The organism is Endomicrobium proavitum (assembly GCF_001027545.1).
Lineage (GTDB): Bacteria > Elusimicrobiota > Endomicrobiia > Endomicrobiales > Endomicrobiaceae > Endomicrobium > Endomicrobium proavitum.
Window position 1 is genome coordinate 515,796 of sequence record NZ_CP009498.1, and the last position, 23,033, is coordinate 538,828.

Consider the following 23,033-nt stretch of genomic DNA (forward strand, 5'->3'; position numbering starts at 1 on the left):
ACCTTTCAAAAGGTCGTTTTTTTTTGTATAATTTTTCAATACAAAATGATAGCGGACAATATATCTAACATTGATTTTTATATTAAAAATTTTCCTAAACTTAAAGACGCTTTTGAATTTCTTAAACGCGGCGTGTTTGCGGACGGCAAAACAGAGCTGAACAGTCTTGTAAAAGCAGCCGTTGAAACTTCATATGCCAAGCCTGTTGATTTACAGAAGTTAGAAACACATGCGAAATTTATAGACATACACTATACTATAAGCGGTAAAGATGTAATAGGCTGGAAGAACGCTTCAGAGTGCAAAAATATATTTTATCCTTACGATGAAAGTAAGGATATTGCATTTTATAATGAAGCGCCGGATTTTGATATAATTTTAAGCGAAGGCAAGTTTGCCGTATTTTTTCCGGAAGATGCTCATGCCCCGTTAAAAGGGAAATTACCTGTAAAAAAATGTATAATGAAAATAAACACGGAGATATTAAAAAAATGAAAAAATTATTTTTCGCCGGACTGACTTTAATGCTTATCTGCACAAGCGTTCATGCGCAAAGTTCAAACGCAGGTACCACTGTCGCAAATTTTTTAAAGCTTGGCGCCGGCGCACCGGCAATAGGCATGGGAAATTCCCAAACGTCGGTTATTTCAAATTCCGCGGACGCAATATATTGGAACCCTGCGGCGCTTTCATCTCTTAACAAAATGGCCGTATCGTTTATGTATTCTTCATATTTTGAAGATATGGCGTACGGATGGCTTGGTTTTGGGTTGCCTACTTCCGCCGGAACTTTCGGTTTAGGCGTTCAATATTTTACTTCGGGCAGCATTGAAGGCCGCGACGAAAACGGTGATTTGCTTTCGGATTTTTCTCCTACGGATTATGCGGTTTACCTTTCTTACGCAAACAGAGTTTATTTCCCTAATTCAAGCGTGTTAAGATACGGCGCAAACGTAAAATATATAAGTTCAAAAATAGAGAACACGGCTACGGCTTTTGCCGTTGACGCGGGCGTAATTTACACGCTCTTTGACGGAATTACTTCTTTCGGCGCGGCTATACAAAACATCGGAACAAAAATGAAATTTAATGTTGAAGAAGAAGATTTGCCTTTAGCTTTTAAACTCGGCGCTTCAAGAATTTTCTTTGACAATCTTCTTGTTTCGTTGGACGCTATAATACCTTCCGATAATAATATTTTTCCTGCTATCGGCGCGCAATACACAATTCCAATTACCCCGGAAGCAAATATAGCTTTAAGAGCCGGTTATGACGGCAGACAAAAAGACGTTCCCGGTTTTGCCGGTTTTGACGCCGGTTTTGGCGCAAGCTTTAGAGATTTTTCGTTTGATTACGCTTTCTCTCCTTACGGAGATTTAGGGACGGCTCACAGAGTTTCCGTAGGCGTTAAATTCGGGGAAACGTTTGATGAAGACGCTTTAAAGAAATCTCAAACAACTGCAAACGCTTCTGTTGCTCAAGAACAGAAACAAGCTGTTTCAAAACCGGAGCAGGCATCTTTTACTCCGTCGCAAAATAAACAACAGGCTTCTAATACAACAGCACAACTGCAACAAGCAGATGAAGATCAATTAACTGATGCTGCTACAGACGACAGCTCAACCTCAACAGACGTAACTGCGTCAGCCGCAGCGCAGGCGCCCGTACAGACAAGACCTATTCAAAAATCTGCCGACGACAACAGAACATACATTGCCATTGCAGATTTTCTGTCGCAGAATATTTCAAAATCAGAACTTAACGTATATGCCACAATGTTGAAAAAAGCGTTAGATGAAAATGCGGACTATAATGCGTCTTTGTCTTCTCAAAATCTTGCAAATGCAACGCTTGTAAAATCCGAATTAGTTGCGCTTTTTGATAAAACCGGCGCAGATGAAATTATAACTTGTTCAGTAGTAAAAAATGCGGATAGAACTCTTACTTTCAATATTAATTTGTATTACAAAAATATAACTTTGAAAAAGTACGCAATTACGGCGCAGGATTCTTTCAGAGATGTTCAGTCTAAACTGAAAGGTTTTGCGGTGTCTCTTTCAAAATAAATAAACAAAAAATAATAAATCCTCAAGATAAAAAATCTTGGGGATTTATTTTTGGAGCATAAAATGATAATAGGTTTAACCGGCTCTTATTGCTCGGGAAAAGATACAGTTGCCGAATATATAGTAAAAGAACGCGGTTTTATTCATTATTCTTTATCGGACGTTATAAGAGATGAAATGAAAAAAGCGGGCGTAGAACCTACAAGGGAAAATCTTATAGTTTTCGGCACAAATTTGCGCGCCGAAAACGGCAACGGCGTTTTGGCGGCGAAAGTTTTAGAAAAAACGGAAAACTCTAAAAACTATTGCATTACTTCCATAAGACACCCTGACGAAGTTAAAGAACTGCAAAAGAAAAAAGGATTTGTTTTAATAAATATAGACGCTCCGCAGAAAACTCGTTTTGAAAGAATGCTGCAAAGAAACAGATCGGGCGACCCTCAAACTTTTGAAAAGTTTACGGAGCTTGAAAAGAAAGAATCGCAAACTTCCGGCTCGGGGCAGCAGCTTGTAAAAACCGCTCGTCTTGCCGACATAACTTTTATAAACGATTCTAACGACATACAAACTCTTAAAGTTTCCGTGGACGAAATGTTAAAACAAATAGCGCAAAACAATGGATGAAATTTTTGACGTTGCAGTTATTGGCGCCGGTCCTGCCGGCATGATTGCCGCTTTTTGCGCGGGCAGCCGCGGATTAAAAACCGTTGTGTTGGAAAAAAAAGCGCGTCCGTGCATAAAACTTTCCATAACAGGCAAAGGAAGATGTAATCTTACCTCAAACGCTTCGCTGCAGGAATTTGTATCTCTTTTTAGAAACGGTAAATTCCTTTATGCAAGTTTCCAAAACTTTTCAAATACCGACTTATTAAATTTTTTTGACACTCTCGGCGCGCCCTGCAAACTTGAGCGTGGCGGACGTTATTTTCCCGCGTCGGACAAAGCTGCGGATATTGCTTCGGCTTTAATAAAAAGCGTTAAAAATATTGCTTCTATTAAAGCTTCTTTTGATATTGTTGAAGTTCAAAAAGTAAATGATTTGTTTGAAGTGTCTTCGGAAAAAGAAAAAGTTATCTCAAGAAATGTTGTGGTGGCTACCGGCGGGCTTTCTTATCCGTCAACTGGTTCAGACGGCGCGGGTTATAAAATAGCGAAAAAATTCGGGCATACTATTTATCCGTTAACCGCCGCGCTGGTGCCGGTTATTTTGGAAAATGAATTTTTAAAAGAGCTTAAGGGGCTGAAGCTTAAAAATATAGAAGCTTCCGTTGTTGCCGGCGCCGGCGTTTTAGCAAAGGAATTCGGCGAGGCGGAATTTACCGTTTACGGCGCGGACGGGCCTGTTATTTTAACTTTAAGTTCTCTAATAGCCCAAGAGCTTCAAAAGAAACAGGATATTTTCTTATCTTTAAATTTAAAACCGGCTTTAACTTTGCAGCAGTTAAACGCACGAATTCTGCGCGAGCTTGATAAATTCGGACAGTATCAATTGCAGGAAATGCTAAAAGAGCTTCTGCCTAAACAGTTTATTAAACCATTTTCTTCTTACTGTAATTTGCAAATAACAAAAAAATGTTCTCAAATCAGCAAAATTGAGAGAGAAAAAATTTTAAACGCTCTTACGGATTTTAAATTTAAAGTTAAAGGCGTTAGAGATATTAAAGAAGCTATAGTTACAAGGGGCGGCGTAGTTTGTGACGAAATTGAGCAAAAAACCATGCAGTCTAAATTAGTTAAAGGATTATATTTTTGCGGCGAAGTTTTAGATATAGACGCGCCTACCGGCGGTTTTAATTTGCAGGCGGCGTTTTCCACAGGGCATTTAGCAGGGGAGTCTGTTCAATGAGTATTTTTGAAATAATTATGCTGTTATGTTTTGCGTTTGCGTGGCCGTTTTCAATAAGAAAATCTTTTGTGTCAAAAAGCAACGCAGGTAAAAGCGTGTGGTTTCTTATTATTGTGTTAGTCGGTTATGTTGCGGGTATAACGCACAAACTTATATACAATTACGATAATGTAATTTTCTTATATTGTTTCAACTTCGCGCTTGTATTTACCGACGCTGTTTTATACGTTAGGAATTATTTTATACAAAAATCAAATAATTGTTGACAAAAGTTTTTATATAAGTATATTATATAACTATGAAAATTTACAGACAGACAGACAGACAGACAGACAGACAGACAGACAGACAGACAGAGTCTTAAAAGACACTGTTGTTATTGATTTTTTTATATAAAACCTGTTTTTATTTGAAAAAACAAAACAGGTTTTTTCTATTTCTGCATAGTAAGTTAAAATATAAAGGAGGCAGTATGAAAAAAATTGTTTTAGTTGCAGCAGTGGTTGTAGCGTTTACAAATTTAGCGTTTGCTGAATTTGGTATTTTCGGTAACATAAGAGGCTCGGGAAACAGCAGTAACTTTAAAGATTTCGCCTCGGCGCCAGCTCCAACTTTAGTAGGTCCATCACAGAAATTTAGCAAACAATCGCCTGAAGAACATGGAATGACTCCGGGTTTTGGAGTTTTTTATGAACATTCAAAATTATTTGGTATGAGTGAAAAAAGTTACATAGGCGTTAACGTCAGCTATAATGGTATAGGTGAAGACCGTTTAGGATATAGCATAGAGGACTCTGTGTATAGTATTCAACATGCGCAGGTAACGTCTAACGGATACCAAATTCCTATAACTGTTTATTATAAGTATAAAACAAGTCCGAAGTTTGCGTTAAAAGCCGGCGCCGGAGTAACATATGTGTTTTCAAAATGGGAATTAGAATATATAGAATCGCATATTGCGGGTTCTGCTTCTAAAACAGAAACAATTCTTGCTCCTCATGTAGATTTAGGCATTGAGTGGATTCTTGGAAAAGTAGTTACTTTAGGATTTGATTTGTCTTATGCTTTAGGCGGTAAAAGCAATAACCCATACATTCTTCTCGGTTATGAAAGCGTAAAATTAAATAGAGATTTTTCCGGGCTTTACGCCGGCGCAAATTTGAGATTTTATATTCTGTAATAAAACATCTGTTTTAAAAAAATAAAAAAGCTCTCCGCTTAAGTTTTGCGGAGGGCTTTTTTATGCGTTAAATAATTTGAGAAAACAATACTAAATTGATATAATCAACCGTCAATAATTTATTATCTTTAAGGAGAAGTAAAATGTCAAAACTTTGGAGTTACAACGACGCCGGCGAATGCGCGGTTGAAAATTCAAGAAGTTTGCCGCAGCCTTTAATTCATATGCTTGCTAACAGCCCGAAATATTTTTCTATTTGCGACAATTTTTTAAGAGGTTTTTCCGGTTTTGATTATACAAGAATGTTCGGCGAATTTGACGGTCCGAATTTTCCTAAAGGTCAGGCAAGATTTTTGTGGATTCGTCCGAAAGGCGATAAGCCTTGGCTTGTAAATAATTACGATGTAACAAATACGGAAACTTCGGAACCTAAATATGAAATGGGTCTTGGCTACGTTCGCTTTAGCGGAAAGCTGAAAAAACGCGCGCTGTCGGCAAGCGCTACAATTTTTGTGCCCAATGACGAAATGGCGGAAATTTGGCTTGTAGAAATTAAAAATGAATCTTCCAAAGAGCAAACGGTTGATTTCATTCCCGCAGTGCCGATTTTCGGCGGAAACAGAGCTTACGTGGAATATCACAGAGACGTTGTTCGCCTTTACAATAAAAGCCAGGTTACAGACCATATAGAAATATTGCCCGGACTTGAGTGGGTTGAAGGTTCTACCGATTCAAGCGATATATGTTACCTTATGGGCGCCGCAACGCCCAACGGCAAAAAAGGCGACAGATTTTACTCCGATAGGGAAACGTTTCTCGGCGCAAATAATTCGTGGCTTAAACCGCAGGCAATTGTTGAAAACATACCGCCGAAAGCGCAGTGTTACGGTAAAGAAGCCGTCGGCGCAATAGAGTTTAAAAATATCGTTATTGCCGCCAGGAAATCAGTGAAATTTGCGGTTGTAAACGCTATAACGTTTGAAGGTTCTAAAGGCGCGCGGCAGCTTTTAAAAAAATACGATTATGCCGGTTCGGTTAAAGCGTTTGAAAAGTTAAATAATTTTTGGAAAGAAAGAACTTCCCGCGTTGTGATAACTACCCAAAATAAAGATTTCAATAATTTGTGGAATAACTGGTGGTGTTATCAGCTTTCAATGAGATATTGGTTTGGAAACACCGGACATCCTCAAACGGATTACGGTTCCGATTTTTCAGGCTGGAGAGATTTTTGGCAAGACATGATGGCGGCAACGGTTATAGACCCGAAAGACCTTGAAGAAAGAACCATGAAGACGCTTGAGGGTATTCGTTTAGACGGAACAAACGCCACAAGATTTTTTGCAAGAACAAAAGAGTTCGGCAGCGACGAAGTTAACGGTTTATGGTGCGACCATCCTTACTGGACTGCGCAAACCGTAATGCTGTTAATAAACTTCTTGGGCGATTACGGATTTTTATTAAAAAGCGGCATAGCATATTTTAAAGATTGCTACAGAAGCAGAGGGGAAGTAAAAGACGATACTTGGAAAAAAGGCGTTATAGATAATCAGAAAACCGCAAGCAAAACCGTATATAAAGGCACGGTTTTAGAGCATTTGCTTGTCCAGCTTTTAACCATGTTTTACGACGTCGGCAACAATAATTTGCTCAAACAGAAAAGAGCGGATTGGAACGACGCCGTAGATCAGGTAAAAGGCGAAAACGTAACTTTCACTTTTGGTCTTGCTTTAGATTGCAACGAGCTTGCAGACCTAATAGAAAAAGTAGCGCAGAAAAAGAATATTTCGGAAGTTGAAGTTTTTGAAGAGCTTGCATTGCTGATAGAAAAAAATGCGGCGCATGCGGATATTGCCGCAAAAGTCCGTCAGAAAACGCTTGAAAAATATCTTGCTAAAGTTAACGGAAATATCAGCGGCAAAAAAGTTAAAATTAAAGTTGCTGCTCTTGTTGCGGATTTAAGAAAAAAAGCCGCGCTTTCAATTGCCAACGCAAACAAAAAAGCTTTTAACGGCAGCTATTACAGCGGTTATATATTTGCCAACGGCAAACCGGTTGACGGCATATTTAAAAACGGAGCGCTGTCTAAGAAAAATCCTACTACCGATGATTTTGAAATGATGCTTATGCCTCAAACGTGGTCGTTGGTTTCAAAAGGCGCAGATAAAATAAAAGCGTCCGATAAAGTTATAAATTCCGTGTTTAAACATCTTCTTGATAAAAAAATCGGCGCGCTAAAACTTAATTATCCTCCGTATTTAAAGTTTGATAAAACTATCGGCAGAATTACCGGTTTTGCCGCCGGCACAAAAGAAAATAACGCATTGTTTTGCCATGCCAATTTATTTTTCACTTGGGCTTTATTGAGAAGAGACAGAGCTGACGATGCGTATAGAATATTTTCAGGGATTAATCCGTTAAATCAATATCAGGAAGTTTTCAGAAGCGGCCCGTGGATTCCCGAATACTATGTTTCTTCGGATAACCCTAATATTGCGGGAAGAGGCGAATATCCTATACTTACCGGCTCTGCGGCTTGGACAAGGTATTTGTTCCAGAATTTCTTTTTTGGCGTCAGAGGAGAGCTTGACGGGTTAAGAATTGACCCCAGACTTCCCGCGCATAAAGATTTCAACGGGGCAAAGCTGTCAATAGATTTTCGCGGCGCGCGTTATAACATTACATTTTTTAACGACGGCTTAAAGAAAAATACAAAAGCTTCAAAAATAGTCGTTAACGGCAAAGAAATAGAAGGAACGCTGGTAGCGCCGTTTGCAAAAGGCGTTTGCAATGTTGAAGTTTATTTAAAGTAAAAGGAAGCTTTATGAAAAAACTTATGTTTTTGTTGGCGTTACTTGTTGTTTTATGCGCTAATGTTTTTGCCGAAAGAAGCGACTATATTAAAGTAATAGAAATGGGCTCCGGCGGCAGTATTGAAATAAGAGAAATTGCCGGCGACGTAAAAACATACACGGACATTGATTCTATTCCGAATATTCTTTACGGGTCAAAAATAATTGCCGGTTCAAAGCCTGTTTCAATACAGCTTTTTAAAACTGCGGTAATAGTTCTTGAAAAAGGTCAGGGTATCGTGGTAACAAAAGACCCCGTTGCCGAAAAACTTGAAATTTCAAGACTTCAAACATCAAGCAAAGAAAACAGAATAAAAATAAATCTCTGCGACGGAACAACGGCTTATTTTGAAGGAGATTCTCTTATATCTTTCGGAGAAGATTTTCCAAGCCTCTACGTAACCGTAAAACAAGGCGGACTAAAAGTTTACAAAGGACTTTTTTATAACGAAGATTTCGTGCCGGGCAATGTGTGGGAAGCAAAACAAAATATTTTAGATTAAAGGGTAAAACTTATGCCATTTGTTTTTAAAAAACTTGAAATTGCGGAAGTGGTGCTTATAGAAACTCAAAAATTCGGCGACGCCAGAGGTTTTTTTACCGAACTTTTTAAAGAAAGCAATTTTTCTTTTTCGGGCGCCGTAAAACAAATTAATTTTTCTAAATCGTCAAAAGATATTTTGCGCGGGCTTCACTATCAGCTTGCGCCTTTTTCACAAAGCAAAATAGTCAGGGCGGTTTGCGGAAAAATTTTTGACGTTGCGGTGGACTTAAGAAAAGGTTCGCCTACTTTCGGCAAATGGGTCGGTGAAATTTTAGACAGCGAAAAAATGAACATGCTTTATATTCCCGAAGGTTTTGCGCACGGATTTGAAGTTTTGTCTGAAAGCGCCGAAGTGGAATATTTTTGCAACCGCGAATACGCTCCGCAGCACGAACGCGGCATAAAATATGATGACCCTGATATAAACGTTAAATGGAACGTAAAAAAACCGCTGGTCTCGCAGAAAGACGCGAAATACCCGTTTTTGAAAGACGCCGAGATTAATTTTTAAATTGCAAGTTGACTGAAAAATCAATATTTTATATACTCAATAACTGATTTTGGTGCGGTACCCAAGTGGTAAGGGAGCAGTCTGCAAAACTGTTATTCGCCGGTTCAATTCCGGCCCGCACCTTTCGAAAACAATTGAGAATTAAAAATTGAGAATGGAAAATCAGTTTTTTTGTTTTTGTAGTTAATTCTCAATTTTCAATTCTCAATTCTCAATTATTCATTGCAGTTGGCAGCGCCCGGTTAGCTCAGTTGGTTAGAGTACTTCCTTGACATGGAAGGGGTCAGAGGTTCAAATCCTCTATCGGGCATTTAATTTTTTTTAGCGTTTCTAATAAAAAAATGAAAAAAAAATCTAAAGTTACGGCAGCGCAAAAAGCTTTTCTTGCAAGGCAATCTAAAGCGCCTATGTTTGACGTTCTTTTAGGACACGCTAAAAGAGACGTTGTGTCTTTTCACTGTCCCGGACATAAAAACGGCAGAAGCATAGATGAAGAACTTAAAAGCTACACCGGCGAAAACGTATTCAAATTTGACGTTACGGTTTTTGACGAAGTAGATTCTCTCCACGACCCTGTAGGCCCGATAAAAAAATCTCAAGAACTTATGGCGGAAGCCTACGGCGTGCGCAACTCTATTTTTTTGCTCAATGGAACGTCTGTAGGAAATATAGCAATGTTTCTTGCGGCTTGCGACCCGGGAGATTCCGTAATAGTTTCAAGAAGTTCTCACAAATCTATAATGGCGGGCGTCGTTTTATCCGGCGTTTGGCCTATTTGGATTCAGCCGAAAATTGAACAAAATCTTGACGTAATTTTTAATTCAACATATGCTCAAATTAAGGACGCGTTAGACCGTTATCCCGAGGCTAAAGCTGTTTTTGTAACAAGCCCCACATATAACGGCGTAGTAACGGAACTGGATAAAATAGTAGATCTTTGCCACAGAAGAGGAAAAATTGTGCTTGTTGACGAAGCGCACGGTCCTCATTTAATATTTAACAATCAGCTTCCGCAGCAGTCCGCAGTTCGCGCGGGCGCAGATTTGTGCGTTCAGTCAACGCATAAAATACTGTCGGCGTTTTCACAGGGCTCTGTTCTTCATTTTAATTCCAAACTTGTAGATTTTAACAGAGTTAAAAAAGTAGTTTCAATGCTTCAAACCACAAGTCCGAATTACCTTACGCTTGCAACTCTTGATTTGGCAAGAAGGCAGGCGGTTATGGACGGCGGCAAAATGTTTGACAAAGTAATTGAAGCGGCCGAATGGGGAAGAAATTACATAAACCATAATATAGCTTCCATGAAGTGTTTCACAAGAAAAGAAATTCAGCGCGAAGGTTTTGATTTGGACGTTACAAAACTTACCGTAAACGTTACCAAAACCGGACTTTCCGGATACGAAATAGAAGACATACTTGCTAAAAAATACAACATACAGCTTGATTACGCCGACATTTTTAACTTAGTTGCAATTATGGGCATAGGGTCTAATAAGTCGGATGTGGAAGCTTTGGTCAACGCTCTTAAAGATATAGATAAAACTTATCACGGAGAACAAAAAAATTGGGCTTTGCAAATACCGTCGCTGGCTACCGAGATGGTTATGATGCCTAGAGACGTGTATTTGTCAAATAACACAAAAAGAGTGCCTTTAAATAAATCCGTCGGGCATGTTTCGGCGCAGGTGCTTACGCCGTATCCTCCGGGTATTCCCGTGTTAATTCCGGGCGAAAGAATTACTAAAGAAATCTGCGATTACCTTATGGATATGTCTTCAAAAGATATAAGAATAAGCGGACAAGAAAGCGACATGCTTAAAACCGTAAAGGTTTTTACAAACTGATAATTCAGGCAATGGGGAATAAAATGAATAAAAAAGACGCGGCAAATTTTAAAAAGATTTTAATTCAGAAAAGAACGGAGCTTTTAAATAAAGTAAACAACGCGCAAAAAGAACTTGATTCTTCTTCCGAAGAAAACGTGGGCGACGAAATAGATACGGCAAGCCAAAACAGCCAGAAAGAAATGTATTTTGAGCTTGCGGCAAACGATAAAATAACTTTAGACACAATTAACGACGCAATTGCAAAAGTTGAAAGAGGAACTTTCGGCAAATGCGAATGCTGCGGCGAAAACATAACTCTTGAAAGGCTAAAAGCAATACCGTGGTCTCGCTACTGTATTAAATGTCAGGAAGAAGCCGAAAGACCAAGAAAATAAAATGCAAACATTGTTTGGTATTTCTTTACCTGAAAATATTGTAATGTGGTCTGAAAGCGCAGCGGTTTTTGCGCTTATATTTGTTGCAGGTTTTTTATTTAAAAAATACATATTAAAATTTTTGCAAAAAATTGTAGAAAAGTCCGGACTTGTTTTAGGCGACGACATAGTAATATCTTCAAAAAATTACGTTTCGTTTTGGTTCTTTCTTACTGCGTTATATTGCTCTTATTTAATTTCGCCTTTAGAGCATAAATACGATGTAATAGATAAAGCGTTTTTTGTTTTGTTGGCTTTTTCTTTTGTGGTATTGGCGGCTTCTGTCGCAGCTAAAATATTTCAAAGAGCGGTTTCCGAAGCTATCGGCGTAAACATAATAAAGTTTGTCGTAATATTTATAGGCATAGTTCTTATTTTAAACCAAATAGGCGTTAAGTTAACGCCTATACTTACGGCGTTGGGCGTAGGTTCTTTGGCGGTGGCTCTTGCGCTTCAAGATACTTTAAGCAATTTTTTTGCCGGCGTAAATATTCTTGCAAGCGGGCAAATAATGCGCGGCGATTATATACAGCTTGACTCGGGACAGGAAGGCAGAGTAATAGAAATAAATTGGAGAACCACCCGCATAAGAGAAATTTCAAATAATGTGATAACGGTTCCGAATACTAAAATATCGTCGGCAATAGTTAAAATTGTGCACTCGTTAAACGCTGCCGAACTTACGGTGTCCGTAAAATGCGGCGTTTCTTACGACAGCGACTTGGAAAAAGTTGAAGCAGCGGCAATTGCGGCCGTAACGGAAGTTTTAAACTCTTCCGAGGGCGCCGCAAAAACTTTTAAACCTATTGTGCGTTTTGGCGAATTTGCGGATTCTTCAATAAATTTTAGCGTTATATTTCGCGTTCGCGATATGTATGTGCGCTCTGAAGTTGTGCATAATGTTATAAAAAGTATTAAGAAAAAATTTGACGCGCAACACATTGAAATACCGTTTCCGCAAAGAGTTGTTACTCTTAAAAAAGATTAAGGGAAAATATATATGAAGTTTGTTTTAAGCTCTAAAATATTTAAAGCCGTTGTTAGCGAAGCTAATCTCAATTACAAAGGCAGCATAACCATAGATAGCGATCTTATTGAAAAAGCCGGTCTTTGGGTTGGCGAAAAAGTTTTGGTTGTGTCTAACACTTCGGGAGCAAGACTTGAAACTTATGTTATACCGGGCAAAGCGGGCTCTGGCGTAATGTGTATGAACGGCGCCGCGGCTCATCTTATAAAAAAAGACGAAGAAATTATAGTAATGGGTTTTACTCTTTCCGATAAACCCGTTAACGCAAAAATAGTTTTTGTAGATAAAAACAATAAATGCGTTAAAGTTGATACGTTATATTAAAAAGAAGTAAATTCGGGGCGTGGCTCAGCTGGATAGAGCGCTCGGTTCGGGACCGTGAGGTCGCTGGTTCAAATCCAGTCGCCCCGATTTCATTTTAAAGGATTTTTAAAATGCCTTCTTCAAACTTTGACCCGCTTCAACTATACTTCAACGCTATAAGCGCAATTAAACCTCTCTCAAAACAAGAAGTTGCAATTTGCTGGAAAAAATCAAAGAAAGATAAAAAAGCGTTTCACAAGCTTGTAGAGCAAAATTATAAGCTTGTTATTCCCATTGCTAAAAGGTTTATGAAAAAAGGCATTGATTTCATGGATTTGATAGAAGAGGGAAATATGGGTTTGATAAAAGCCGTGGAAAAATTTGATACGTCTAAAAATATCGCATTTTCAACATATGCCGTTTACTGGGTAGAACAATACATGCGCAAAGCCATTGAAAACCAGACAAAAACAATAAGAATTCCGTCGCACATGTGGGACGCGTTAAATTTATGGATGAAAACATACAGCATTTTAAAAAGCAAACTCAACAGAGAACCTACCGTTGCGGAAATTGCCGAAAAACTAAAATTAAATAAAAAACAAATATCAGGCATTTTAAAAGCTTCGGCTGTCTTTAACGGCACTACTTCCATTGAAACGCCAATCGGCGACGATGAAGAAGTGTTTGTTAAAGACACTCTTGCCGACGATAAAATTAAATCTCCGGAATCCGTAACGGAAATTATAAGAACGCGCGACGATATTACTACGGCGCTAAACTATCTTCCCGTTAGGGAAAGGGAAATAGTCAGAATGCGTTTCGGGCTTGGCGGAATAAAGCCTATGTCTCTTGAAGATATAGGAAAACTTTTAAAAATTTCAAGAGAGCGCGTGCGCCAGCTTGAAATAAGATCTTTCAAAAAATTGAAAGGAATTTTTATACGTTTCGGACTTATAGACAAATTTGACGCTGGAAATATTTTACTTGATAACAGAAGAAGCAGAAAAGATAGAAGAGATTCAGGAAAGAAATATCCGAAAAATATTGACAGACGTAAAAATAAAGACAGAAGGGCTTAAAATGACAAACTTAACGGGCGAGCTTTCAGCGGCAGTACGCAACGTGGCGAATTTTCCGGTTAAAGGAGTTACCTTTAAAGATATAACTCCGATTTTTGCAAACATCAAACTTTTTAATAAAATAATAGACGCTTTTGCAGATAAATTTGCAGATTTAAAAATAGATAAAATTGCAGGCGTTGAATCGCGCGGGTTTTTGTTTGGCATGCCGCTTGCCGTAAAAATGAATATTCCGTTTGTGCTTATACGTAAAAAAGGGAAACTTCCCGGCGATACAATTTGGGCAAGTTATAATTTGGAGTATGGAACCGCGATAATAGAAACTCACAAAGATTCTTTTTCCGAAGGCGAGAAAGTTTTGCTTATAGACGATTTATTAGCCACCGGCGGCACAATTAACGCATCTGCAGAGCTTGTCCGACAACTAAAAGCAAAAACCGTCGCCGCAGCTTTTGTTGCGGAACTCGCCTTCCTGAAAGGAAGAGAAAATATTAAAGATAAAAACATAGAAATTTTTTCAATTATAAAGTATTAAATCTTTCCGTTAATTATCCATTTTCAATTCTCAATTTTAAATTGCCGTTTAAAGTCCCTGTAGCTCAACTGGATAGAGCAGATCCGTCCTAAGGATAAGGTTGGAGGTTCAACTCCTCTCAGGGACGCTCTTTAGTAAATAATATGTAAAAGGTAAAAACCTGATTGAAATATTTCAATCAGGTTTTTTTATTTGTTGTTACTTATCTTCCTAATTTCTTATCTTCTTATCATCTATCATTGCTGATTTTATAAACTTATCGGCTTTGTCTGCGTTCTTTTTTGAGTTGGGGTATATCGTAAGGATTTGCCAGAAGAAATTTTTATTTTTAATCATTAAATCTTTCACGCCGTAAACGGTTCCGTTTTTGTTGAAAGTTCCTTCAATGTAAACGCCGCTTTTTGTGTCGGTTTTTGTAAATTGAAAATTGTAGTCTTGAAACGTTTTTTTAATTGAGTTTATTGCTCTGTTAAAATTTATTTCTTCTTTATTTTTTGAGAAAGTTACAACATATTCAATGCCGCCCGAAGACGTATGGTAAAAAATTACTTCCTCTATATTATTTTTTGCGTTTTCTTTTGCTGCGTTTTCGTTGAGGACGCTTCTATTCATTAACGGAGCTTTTACCGTTATAAAAGCTTTATCAAGATGCTGCACGGACGGGCTTTGCGAATATTTATATACCGCAAAAATTATTACCAAAAAAATAAAAATAATTAAAAAAATTCTCTGTTTTTTCATCTAAATATCCTCATAGAAACGTTTATTTTGCTATAATATACAAAATTATGATAAAAATTACAGATTTAAACAAATCATTCGGCGGACGCATACTTTTTGATAATCTTAGTTTGAACATCAACGCCAAAGAAAGGGTAGGGCTTGTGGGAAGAAACGGACACGGCAAAACCACTCTTTTTAAAATTATTTTAGGCGAAATGGACTACGATTCGGGAAGCATAAACATTCCTAAAAATTACAAAATAGGATATTTGCAGCAGCATATAAAGTTTACAAAACCTACCGCTGTGGAAGAAGCCTGCCTTGCGCTGCCCGTTGGGGAAAAAGACGAAACATGGAAAGCCGAAAAAATACTTTCCGGTCTTGGTTTTTCTTCAAGCGATATGCACAAAAATCCTTTGGAATTTTCCGGCGGATATAAAATAAGAATTAATCTTGCAAAAGTTTTGCTTTCAAACGCAAATATGCTTATGCTTGACGAGCCTAATAACTATCTTGATATTGTTGCTATACGCTGGCTGTCGCAGTTTTTGCGTTCGTGGAAGGGCGAGCTTATTCTTATAACTCACGACAGAAATTTTATGGACAGCTGCATAACGCATTGCGCGTGCATACACAGAACAAAAGCCAGAAAAGTGGAAGGCAGCACGCAAAAACTTTACGAACAGATAGACAAAGAAGAAGAAATATATGAAAAAACGCGTCTTAACGCCGAGAAAAAACGCAAGCAGACGGAAATTTTTATAAGCCGTTTCCGCGCAAAAGCAAGGCTTGCGGGAATGGTTCAGTCGCGCATTAAGTCGCTTGAGAAACAAGACAGCATGGAAGGTTTAACGGAGCTTGAAGATTTGGATTTCTCTTTCTCATCGCTTCCTTTTAACGCCGCAAAAATGATGGGCGTGCATAATTTAAAATTCGGTTACACAAAAGATAATCCTTTGATACAAAATTTAAGTTTTGACGTTTTAAAAAAAGAAAGAATTTGCGTAATCGGCAAAAACGGTAAAGGTAAATCCACGCTTTTAAAACTTATTGCCGACAGGCTGGAACCTTCTGACGGAAGCATAAAAAAACATCCGGATTTAAAAACCGCGTATTTTGTGCAGTCCGACGCGGCAGATTTAAACCCGTTAAAAACGGTTTTTGAAGAAATATTAAGCACCGACGGCAAATGCCTTCCGCAGAAAGCAAGAAATATTGCCGGTTCCATGATGTTTAGCGGCAACGACGCTTTAAAAAAAATTGACATATTAAGCGGAGGAGAAAAAAGCAGAGTTTTACTTGGGAAAATTTTGGTAAACCCATGCCATATGCTGCTTTTGGACGAGCCCACAAACCATCTTGATATGGAATCCTGCGAAGGTTTAATAGACGCAATAAATGAGTTTAACGGTTCGGTAATACTTGTTACGCACAATGAGGAATTGCTTTATAATATCGCCGAAAAACTTATAATTTTTGACAGAGATAAAGTTTCTGTTTTTGAGGGAACATACAAAGATTTCCTTGAAACAAGAGGCTGGGAAGACGAAAGCGGAGACATAAAAAATAAAAACGCAAAAAGAGAAAAAGTTTTTTCAAAAGAAGAATTAAAAAAACAAAGAGCGCATCTTATTCAGGAAAAGTCAAGAATTTTAAAGCCGCTTGAAGAAAGCATTGTAAAGCTGGAAAAAGAAATAACGGCAAAAGAGAAAGAATTAAACGAAAACACCCAAAAACTTATACAAGCTTCTATGGATCAAGACGTAACTTTTTTGGTTGACGGCGCAAAAATAGATAAACAGCTTAAAAGCGAGCTTGAAACTTTGTATTTAAAGCTTGGAGACATGTCTGTTGAGTTTGAAAATAAAAACGAACATTTCAGATTAAAAATGATGGAAATAGACTAACCTTTAATATTGTCAAAAATCTTTGATTTTTGTATAATTTTCAAGATGAAAAAACAAAATTTAAGCGTCTATGTTTCAGGCATAATAGAAGATATTAAAAAAGGCGGCGATAAAGCCGTTTTTAAATATCTTAAAAAGTTTGACGGCATAGATTTGTCAAAGCAGGGTTTAAGAGTTTCCAAAAGCGAAATAGACGCGGGCGTGAAACGCGTTTCTGCTGCTTTAAAAAGAGCCATAAAATCTTCGTATTTAAACGTTTTATCTTTCCATAAAACCGAATTTTCCAACATTAAAAAAAGCTGGGGCATTACAAGAAACGGCGTTAAAACCGGACAGTTTTACACTTGCATTGAATCCGCGGGGCTTTATGTGCCCGGCGGGCTTTACCCTTATCCGTCAACGGTAATAATGACTGCAGTTGCGGCAAAAGCCGCCGGAGTTAAACGCATAGTTATGGTAACTCCGCCGAATAGATTAAGCGACGAGCTTCTTTATGCCGCCAAACTCTGCGGCGTTAGCGAAATTTACCGCGTCGGCGGAATTATGGCCGTGGCCGCTTTGGCTTACGGCACAAAAAATATAGAAAAAGTAGATATTATAGTTGGTCCCGGAAACGCTTACGTAAACGAAGCCAAAAGACAGGTTTTCGGAGCGGTCGGAATAGACTCTTTGGCAGGCCCGAGCGAAGTAGCAATTATCGCCGATAAAAATGCTCCGGCAGAGTTTATATTTGCAGATTTAATGGCTCAAGTGGAACACGGCAATAACGCAAACGCTTATTTATTTTGCGACTCAAAAGAAAAAATAGAGCAGGTAAAAAAACTTCTTCCGAAAGACGCTTTAAATCTTGTGCGGCTGGGGTTTTGTTCTTTAGACGAAGCCGTCAAAAAAGTAAATGAAATAGCTCCGGAACATTTGGAATTGCTTGTTAAAAATTATAAACCGTTATTTAAAAAAGTTAAAAACGCGGGAGCTGTTTTTGCAGGATATCAAACGCCTACGGCAGCCGGCGACTATTGGGCGGGTCCGTCGCATGTTTTGCCTACAAATGCGTCGGCAAAATATTCAAGCGGGCTTTCCGTTATGACATTTTTAAAAAGAACGTCTTACACCGTTATGAATAAAAATAATAAAAAAGGGTTCAAAGAAATAGCGAGTTTTGCCGCCGCGGAAGGCATGAAATATCATAAAAAATCCGCAGAGGTTAGAATATGAAACAAAGAAAAGCAAATGTAAAAAGAGTTACCAAAGAAACAAACGTTTTGGTAGAGCTTAATTTGGATAAATCTTCAAAACCTGAAATTTCTACGAGTATAGGTTTTTTAGATCACATGCTTGAACTTTTCGGCGCGCACAGCGGATTTACTTTAAAAGTTAAAGCTTCCGGCGATACGCATATTGACGATCATCACCTTGTTGAAGATACCGGCATAACTCTCGGGCTTGCTTTGAAAGAAGCTTTGGGCGACAAAAAAGCCATAGCAAGATACGGGCATTTTTTGCTTCCCATGGACGAAGCGTTAAGTTACGTGGCGTTAGATTTGTCCGGAAGATTTTTTTTCAGTTATGAAGCCCAAATAGAGTTTCAAAAAACCGGTTTCAACTACGATTTAATTCACGAGTTTTTTTACGCGTTAGCTTCAAGCGCAGGCATTACGCTGCACATAAAAATGATTAAAGGCAGAAACAATCATCACATAGCGGAAGCAATGTTTAAAGCTTTTGCAAAAGCTTTAGCGCAAGCTGCGGCGCGGACAAAAGGGAAAAAAATTCCGTCAACGAAAGGGATTCTTTAAACGGCAATTGATAATTGAAAATTGAGAATTAAAGACAATATGAAAAAAATAGCAATTATAGACTATGGTTTCGGCAACATTAAAAGCGTTCAAAATGCGCTGAATTTTTGCGGGGCGGAGCCTGTGGTAATAAACTCTCCCGATAAAATTTCAGATTTTAACGGCGCCATTTTGCCGGGCGTAGGCGCTTTTGCTCCTGCTGCTGAGTTTTTAGTTAAAGACGGGTTTGACTGCGCAATACGCCAATATGTTGCTTCCGGAAAAATGCTTTACGGCATTTGCCTGGGCTTTCAGCTTTTTTTTACAAAAGGTTATGAAGGCGGCCAGCATAAAGGTTTAGGACTGTTAAACGGCGAAGTTAAAAAATTTGAATTTAAAAATAATAATTTAAAAATTCCTCACATGGGTTGGAACGGCGTGAAAATAAACAATACGCCTGAAGCAAAAAAAATGTTTGCCGAAATTTCCGACGGGGAAAACTTTTATTTTGTTCACTCGTATTACGCAAAGCCCGAAAATAATATTCAGGTTTCAAGTTTTTGCAATTACGGAATAGATTTTTGTTCTTCCGCGGCTTTTGAAAACGTTTGGGGCAGTCAGTTTCACCCTGAAAAAAGCGGAGGCAAAGGTTTGCAGATTTTAAAGAATTTTCTCGGCGAGGTTAAATAAGTGATAGTTATACCTGCAATTGATATAAAAAACGGCAAATCCGTTCGTCTGAAACAGGGAAAGTTTGACGCGGCTACCGTTCACTCGGATAATCCGGTTGAAACTGCAAAACTGTGGCAGCAAAAAGGCGCAAAAAGAATTCACGTTGTGGATTTAGACGGCGCTTTAAAAGGCGAAAGAGTAAATAAAAATTTGATAAGCGAAATTTGCAGAACCGTAAATATTCCCGTTGAAATTGGCGGCGGTATAAGAAATTTAGATTCAATTAAAGAACTTTTTGATTTGGGCGCGTCTTTTGCAATACTTGGAACTGTCGCTGTTGAAAAACCCGAAATTGTAAAAGAAGCCGTAGAAAAATTCGGCGCAGATAAAATAATAGTTGCCATAGACGCAAAAAACGGTTACGTTGCCACAAAAGGCTGGGTTGACGTAACGTCCGTTAAGGTTGAAGATTTGGCGTTAAAACTTAAAAGTTTCGGATTGAAAGAAGTATTATACACGGATATTTCAAGAGACGGAATGCTTACAGGACCTGATTTTGACGGTTTAAAAACTCTTGCAAAAACAGGGCTTAAAATAATAGCCTCCGGCGGAGTAAAATCCAACGAAGACATAATAAAATTAAAAGAGCTTGAATCCGGAGGAGTTTACGCGGCAATAGTAGGCGCCGCGCTTTATACCGACAATTTTGATTTGAGCAAAGCAATTAGAACGGCAAGCGAAACAGGTAAAAGGTAACAAATTAAATGTTAGGTATACGAGTTATTCCTTGTTTGGACGTAAATAACGGTCGCGTTGTTAAGGGCACAAATTTTGTGAATTTGCGCGACGCGGGAGACCCTGTTGAAGTTGCCAAAAGATATAATCTTGAAGGCGCCGACGAAGTTGTTTTTTTGGATATAACGGCAACGTACGAAGGCAGAGACACTACCGTAGATTTAGTTAGAAGAACCGCTCAGCAGGTTTTTATTCCTCTTACCGTAGGCGGCGGCGTGAGAACGCTTGAAGACATAAGAGTTCTTTTAAATGCCGGCGCAGACAAAGTCTCTTTAAATTCTTCGGCGGTAAAAGATCCTGAAATTATAAAACGCGCAAGCGAAAGGTTTGGACGGCAGTGCATAGTGGTTGCAATAGACGCAAAAAAAGTGACGCCATCATCGTTATTGCAAGCAAACGGAGTCGGCGCGACAATTCAGTCTTCAAATAAGTGGAATGTATTTGTTCACGGCGGACGCATAGACACAGGTCTTGATGCTGTAGAATGGGCAAAAAAAGCGCAAGATTTGGGCGCCGGGGAAATACTTCTTACAAGCATGGATAAAGACGGCACAAAAGACGGATATGACAACGCTCTTTTAAAAACGGTTACTGACATTGTGCAAATTCCCGTTATAGCTTCGGGCGGAGCGGGTAAGTTGGAGCATTTTGCGTCTGCGGTAGAATCCGGCGCGTCGGCAGTTTTGGCGGCATCGCTTTTTCATTACAGAGAACTTGCTATAAAGCAAGTAAAAGATTATTTGAAGTCTAAAAATATACCGGTGAGGTAATAATGGACACAATTATTAAAAGCTTAAAGTTTGACGAAAAAGGACTTATTCCTGCGGTAGTTCAAGACTGGAAAGACAATGCGGTTTTGATGGTGGCTTACATGAACAAAGAAGCCGTCAAAAGAACGCTTAAAACAAAGAAAGCAACTTTCTGGAGCCGCTCAAGACAGTCTTTTTGGGTAAAAGGCGAAAGCTCCGGAAACATTCAGAAAGTTAAAGAGTTTTACTACGATTGTGACGGAGATTGCATTCTTATAAAAGTCCAGCAAATAGGCGGCGCAGCATGCCACACAGGCCACAGAAGCTGCTTTTTTACAAAAGTTACGTCAGCCGGAAACACCAAAACCGTAGGAAAAAAATTGTTTGACCCGGAAAAGGTTTATAAGAAAACAAAATAACACGAAATGTCATAAAGGGAAATATAATGGCGAAAGTGAAAATATGCGGGTTGGCAAATTATAACGATTCTTTAGACGCTACAAATCTTGGCGCGGATTTTTTGGGGTTTCATTTTATTAAAGAATCTCCTAAAAAAGTTTCCGAAAAAATGGTTATTGATATAGTTTCAAAACTTCCGCCTTTTGTAATACCCGTCGGGGTTTTTGCAGACGCGGATCAAAAGCTTATAGAAAAAACCATTAAAAAATGCGGATTGAAAAATGTTCAGTTTAACGGTATTGAAGCTCCCGAGTTTTGCGCGGCGGCAAAAGCGGCGCTTGGCGTAAAGGTTTTTAAATTCTTTAAACTTGAAAATGAAAGCGACGCAGAAAAATTGTCTTTATACGCGGGAAACGTTGATTATTTTGTGTTGGACGTGTCATATCTTGACGGAGAAACGGTTAAACATAATTTTGAGCTTGCAGCGAAAGCCGTAAATTTAAACGTTCCCGTTTTTGTTTCCGGTAGAATTACGCCTGAAGAAGTTAAAGAGGCTTTGGAAAAAGTTGCGCCATACGGCGTTGATGCGGACGGCGGCATAGAAAGACTCCCGAAAAGAAAAGATTACGATAAAATGAATAATCTTATACGTTATGCGCACGGACTTAAATAACAGCAATGAAACGATAAAATTTAAAGTGAAAAGTGAACGCGAAGTGTCATCCCGTAATGTCTTAATACGGGATCCATGGTTACTAAATATAAGATGTGTTTCTGATAGTTTTTAAAGTGCAAAGTTGAAATAATGATAAAAACAATTTGAGGACTTGTAAAATGGAATTTAAAATAGCAAAAGAGACGCTTGAGCTTGAAGCTAAAGCGGTTAAAGATCAGATAAAACATCTTGACGCAAACTTCGGCAAAGCTGTCAGGCTTATAAAAGACTGCAAAGGCCGCGTAATAGTTATGGGGCTTGGCAAATCCGGGCTTATAGGCAGAAAAATTTCTGCGACAATGTCTTCAATCGGCATTCCGTCAATATTTGTTCATCCGTCGGAAAGTTTGCACGGAGACTTAGGTTCTCTTATGGCGGGCGACGTTGTTATAATGCTTTCTTATTCCGGAGAGACGGAAGAAATTAAAAAAGTTTTGCCCGTTCTTAAAAATATGAAAATAAAAGTTATTGTTATGACCGGTAAAACAAAAGCTAACGTGTGGCAAAATTCTGATTGCATAATAGATTGCAGCGTTGAAAAAGAAGCGTGTCCGTATAACATGGCGCCGACATCTTCAACAACCGCCGTGCTTGCCATGGGCGACGCGCTGGCGCTTACGGTTTCCAATTTAAAAGGTTTTAAGAGGGAACATCTTGCATTGCTTCACCCGTTAGGGTCTATAGGCAAAAGATTGACCATGCATGTTTCAGATATTATGAGAAAAGGGAAACAAAACCCCGTTGTGTTTTCGGACGCTACCGTTGAAGACGCGCTTCTTGTAATGACCGGCACAAGGGTAGGCGCAACAAGCGTTGTGGATAAAAAAGGAAAAATTACAGGCTTCTTTACCGACGGAGATTTAAGAAGACGCCTTCAAAAAGACGAGAAGATTTTAAAAAAGAAAATAACGGAAGTTATGACAAAAAACCCCAGAACCGTAACGCCCGATATGATGGCTGTTGACGCCGCGCGCGTTCTTAAAGATTATAATATAGACAATATTCCGGTAGTAGATAAAAATAATAAGCCTCTCGGAATTTTAGATCAGGGAGATTTGTTATCGCAGGGTATAGCCGAATAGATAATTTGGAGGG

The 23,033-nt window shown here is 38.6% G+C and carries 25 protein-coding genes and 4 tRNA genes; 28 read left to right on the plus strand and 1 reads right to left on the minus strand.

The window, feature by feature from the left end:
- The first annotated feature begins 45 nt into the window (after positions 1 to 45).
- From Epro_RS06960 to Epro_RS02165, 19 genes are all read left to right on the plus strand, one after another.
- Positions 46 to 495 carry a NanQ anomerase/TabA/YiaL family protein gene (locus Epro_RS06960; RefSeq protein WP_082121466.1) on the plus strand — a complete coding sequence of 150 codons (450 nt, stop codon included), beginning with the start codon at positions 46 to 48 and terminating at the stop codon, positions 493 to 495.
- Complete coding sequence (locus Epro_RS02085; RefSeq protein ID WP_158408982.1) at positions 492 to 2,066, plus strand: PorV/PorQ family protein; 1,575 nt, start codon at positions 492 to 494, stop codon at positions 2,064 to 2,066. The genes Epro_RS06960 and Epro_RS02085 overlap by 4 nt, the downstream gene beginning before the upstream one ends.
- A 63-nt stretch (positions 2,067 to 2,129) precedes the next feature.
- On the plus strand, positions 2,130 to 2,690 hold the full coding sequence (locus tag Epro_RS02090) for an AAA family ATPase (protein ID WP_052570135.1): 561 nt from the start codon (positions 2,130 to 2,132) through the stop codon (positions 2,688 to 2,690).
- Positions 2,683 to 3,912, plus strand: coding sequence for a BaiN/RdsA family NAD(P)/FAD-dependent oxidoreductase (locus Epro_RS02095; protein ID WP_052570136.1), 1,230 nt, complete (start codon positions 2,683 to 2,685; stop codon positions 3,910 to 3,912). The genes Epro_RS02090 and Epro_RS02095 overlap by 8 nt, the downstream gene beginning before the upstream one ends.
- Positions 3,909 to 4,178 carry a hypothetical protein gene (locus tag Epro_RS02100; RefSeq protein WP_052570139.1) on the plus strand — a complete coding sequence of 90 codons (270 nt, stop codon included), beginning with the start codon at positions 3,909 to 3,911 and terminating at the stop codon, positions 4,176 to 4,178. Before Epro_RS02095 ends, Epro_RS02100 begins: the two co-directional genes overlap by 4 nt.
- Positions 4,179 to 4,384: 206 nt before the next feature.
- Complete coding sequence (locus tag Epro_RS02105) at positions 4,385 to 5,092, plus strand: outer membrane beta-barrel protein (RefSeq protein WP_052570141.1); 708 nt, start codon at positions 4,385 to 4,387, stop codon at positions 5,090 to 5,092.
- 143 nt (positions 5,093 to 5,235) lie between these two features.
- Complete coding sequence (locus tag Epro_RS02110; protein ID WP_052570142.1) at positions 5,236 to 7,902, plus strand: GH36-type glycosyl hydrolase domain-containing protein; 2,667 nt, start codon at positions 5,236 to 5,238, stop codon at positions 7,900 to 7,902.
- 11 nt (positions 7,903 to 7,913) lie between these two features.
- On the plus strand, positions 7,914 to 8,444 hold the full coding sequence (locus Epro_RS02115) for a hypothetical protein (protein WP_052570144.1): 531 nt from the start codon (positions 7,914 to 7,916) through the stop codon (positions 8,442 to 8,444).
- A 12-nt stretch (positions 8,445 to 8,456) separates the two neighbouring features.
- On the plus strand, positions 8,457 to 8,996 hold the full coding sequence (rfbC, locus tag Epro_RS02120) for a dTDP-4-dehydrorhamnose 3,5-epimerase (RefSeq protein ID WP_052570146.1): 540 nt from the start codon (positions 8,457 to 8,459) through the stop codon (positions 8,994 to 8,996).
- 51 nt (positions 8,997 to 9,047) lie between these two features.
- A tRNA-Cys gene (locus Epro_RS02125) sits at positions 9,048 to 9,119 on the plus strand.
- Positions 9,120 to 9,232: 113 nt separating this feature from the next.
- Positions 9,233 to 9,306, plus strand: a tRNA-Val gene (locus tag Epro_RS02130).
- Positions 9,307 to 9,337: 31 nt separating this feature from the next.
- Positions 9,338 to 10,840, plus strand: a complete 1,503-nt coding sequence (locus Epro_RS06965; RefSeq protein ID WP_082121467.1) for an aminotransferase class I/II-fold pyridoxal phosphate-dependent enzyme — start codon at positions 9,338 to 9,340, stop codon at positions 10,838 to 10,840.
- 23 nt (positions 10,841 to 10,863) lie between these two features.
- Entirely contained in the window at positions 10,864 to 11,217 is a 354-nt protein-coding gene (locus tag Epro_RS02135; RefSeq protein WP_052570149.1) for a TraR/DksA family transcriptional regulator, read from the plus strand.
- A gap of 1 nt (position 11,218) precedes the next feature.
- Positions 11,219 to 12,244: a mechanosensitive ion channel family protein gene (locus Epro_RS02140; RefSeq protein WP_052570151.1), complete on the plus strand. Its 1,026-nt coding sequence runs from the start codon at positions 11,219 to 11,221 to the stop codon at positions 12,242 to 12,244.
- A gap of 12 nt (positions 12,245 to 12,256) precedes the next feature.
- Positions 12,257 to 12,607: an aspartate 1-decarboxylase gene (gene panD, locus Epro_RS02145; protein ID WP_052570152.1), complete on the plus strand. Its 351-nt coding sequence runs from the start codon at positions 12,257 to 12,259 to the stop codon at positions 12,605 to 12,607.
- Between the two features lie 13 nt (positions 12,608 to 12,620).
- Positions 12,621 to 12,694: transfer RNA gene (locus Epro_RS02150), tRNA-Pro, on the plus strand.
- Between the two features lie 23 nt (positions 12,695 to 12,717).
- The gene (locus Epro_RS02155; RefSeq protein WP_052570154.1) at positions 12,718 to 13,668 is read left to right on the plus strand and encodes a sigma-70 family RNA polymerase sigma factor; all 951 of its coding nucleotides are present in this window, start codon (positions 12,718 to 12,720) and stop codon (positions 13,666 to 13,668) included.
- A gap of 1 nt (position 13,669) precedes the next feature.
- On the plus strand, positions 13,670 to 14,203 hold the full coding sequence (apt, locus tag Epro_RS02160; RefSeq protein ID WP_052570156.1) for an adenine phosphoribosyltransferase: 534 nt from the start codon (positions 13,670 to 13,672) through the stop codon (positions 14,201 to 14,203).
- A gap of 53 nt (positions 14,204 to 14,256) precedes the next feature.
- Positions 14,257 to 14,330: transfer RNA gene (locus tag Epro_RS02165), tRNA-Arg, on the plus strand.
- An 83-nt stretch (positions 14,331 to 14,413) separates the two neighbouring features.
- On the opposite strand, the gene Epro_RS02170 is transcribed toward Epro_RS02165, so the two are convergent.
- Entirely contained in the window at positions 14,414 to 14,944 is a 531-nt protein-coding gene (locus Epro_RS02170) for a hypothetical protein (RefSeq protein ID WP_052570158.1), read from the minus strand.
- 47 nt (positions 14,945 to 14,991) lie between these two features.
- On the opposite strand from Epro_RS02170, the gene Epro_RS02175 reads away from it, so the two are divergent.
- From Epro_RS02175 to Epro_RS02215, 9 genes are all read left to right on the plus strand, one after another.
- Complete coding sequence (locus Epro_RS02175) at positions 14,992 to 16,833, plus strand: ABC-F family ATP-binding cassette domain-containing protein (protein WP_052570161.1); 1,842 nt, start codon at positions 14,992 to 14,994, stop codon at positions 16,831 to 16,833.
- Positions 16,834 to 16,878: 45 nt separating this feature from the next.
- Entirely contained in the window at positions 16,879 to 18,048 is a 1,170-nt protein-coding gene (hisD, locus tag Epro_RS02180; RefSeq protein ID WP_052571562.1) for a histidinol dehydrogenase, read from the plus strand.
- Entirely contained in the window at positions 18,045 to 18,629 is a 585-nt protein-coding gene (hisB, locus tag Epro_RS02185) for an imidazoleglycerol-phosphate dehydratase HisB (protein ID WP_052570163.1), read from the plus strand. The genes hisD and hisB overlap by 4 nt, the downstream gene beginning before the upstream one ends.
- A 39-nt stretch (positions 18,630 to 18,668) precedes the next feature.
- Positions 18,669 to 19,298: an imidazole glycerol phosphate synthase subunit HisH gene (gene hisH, locus Epro_RS02190; RefSeq protein WP_052570165.1), complete on the plus strand. Its 630-nt coding sequence runs from the start codon at positions 18,669 to 18,671 to the stop codon at positions 19,296 to 19,298.
- Positions 19,299 to 20,036, plus strand: a complete 738-nt coding sequence (hisA, locus tag Epro_RS02195; RefSeq protein WP_052570166.1) for a 1-(5-phosphoribosyl)-5-[(5-phosphoribosylamino)methylideneamino]imidazole-4-carboxamide isomerase — start codon at positions 19,299 to 19,301, stop codon at positions 20,034 to 20,036.
- An 8-nt stretch (positions 20,037 to 20,044) separates the two neighbouring features.
- A complete protein-coding gene (hisF, locus tag Epro_RS02200) occupies positions 20,045 to 20,845 on the plus strand; it encodes an imidazole glycerol phosphate synthase subunit HisF (protein ID WP_052570168.1) in 801 nt (266 codons plus the stop codon).
- Between the two features lie 2 nt (positions 20,846 to 20,847).
- The gene (gene hisI, locus Epro_RS02205) at positions 20,848 to 21,243 is read left to right on the plus strand and encodes a phosphoribosyl-AMP cyclohydrolase (protein WP_052570169.1); all 396 of its coding nucleotides are present in this window, start codon (positions 20,848 to 20,850) and stop codon (positions 21,241 to 21,243) included.
- Positions 21,244 to 21,269: 26 nt separating this feature from the next.
- A complete protein-coding gene (locus tag Epro_RS02210; RefSeq protein ID WP_052570170.1) occupies positions 21,270 to 21,896 on the plus strand; it encodes a phosphoribosylanthranilate isomerase in 627 nt (208 codons plus the stop codon).
- Positions 21,897 to 22,057: 161 nt separating this feature from the next.
- On the plus strand, positions 22,058 to 23,020 hold the full coding sequence (locus Epro_RS02215) for a KpsF/GutQ family sugar-phosphate isomerase (protein ID WP_052570172.1): 963 nt from the start codon (positions 22,058 to 22,060) through the stop codon (positions 23,018 to 23,020).
- Positions 23,021 to 23,033 lie beyond the last annotated feature (13 nt).